Genomic DNA, 205 nt, shown 5'->3' with positions numbered 1-205 from the left:
CGAGCACGCGCCGGGCGTGCCCGCGCGCCGCGCGGCGCCGCACCCAGAAGGCCCGGAACCAGGGGTGCGCAAACCAGTGGCGGTGCTCGGAGACGGCGTTCTCCCACACCGGCAGATCGCCCACCAGGCCCACGGCGCTGCGGTCCTCGGGGATGCGCGCCACCGCCTGGCGCACGAGCCAGGCCGGCCGGGCGCGCAGCGGCGC

At 79.5% G+C, this 205-nt stretch carries 1 pseudogene; it reads right to left on the bottom strand.

The features are described 5' to 3' along the window. Window positions 1-205, bottom strand: a pseudogene (locus VTU_RS29920) (ABC transporter ATP-binding protein); the annotation flags it as partial.

Source organism: Verminephrobacter aporrectodeae subsp. tuberculatae At4 (genome assembly GCF_000193225.1).
Lineage (GTDB): Bacteria > Pseudomonadota > Gammaproteobacteria > Burkholderiales > Burkholderiaceae_C > Acidovorax > Acidovorax aporrectodeae.
This window is presented reverse-complemented; position numbering and strand designations above follow the sequence as displayed.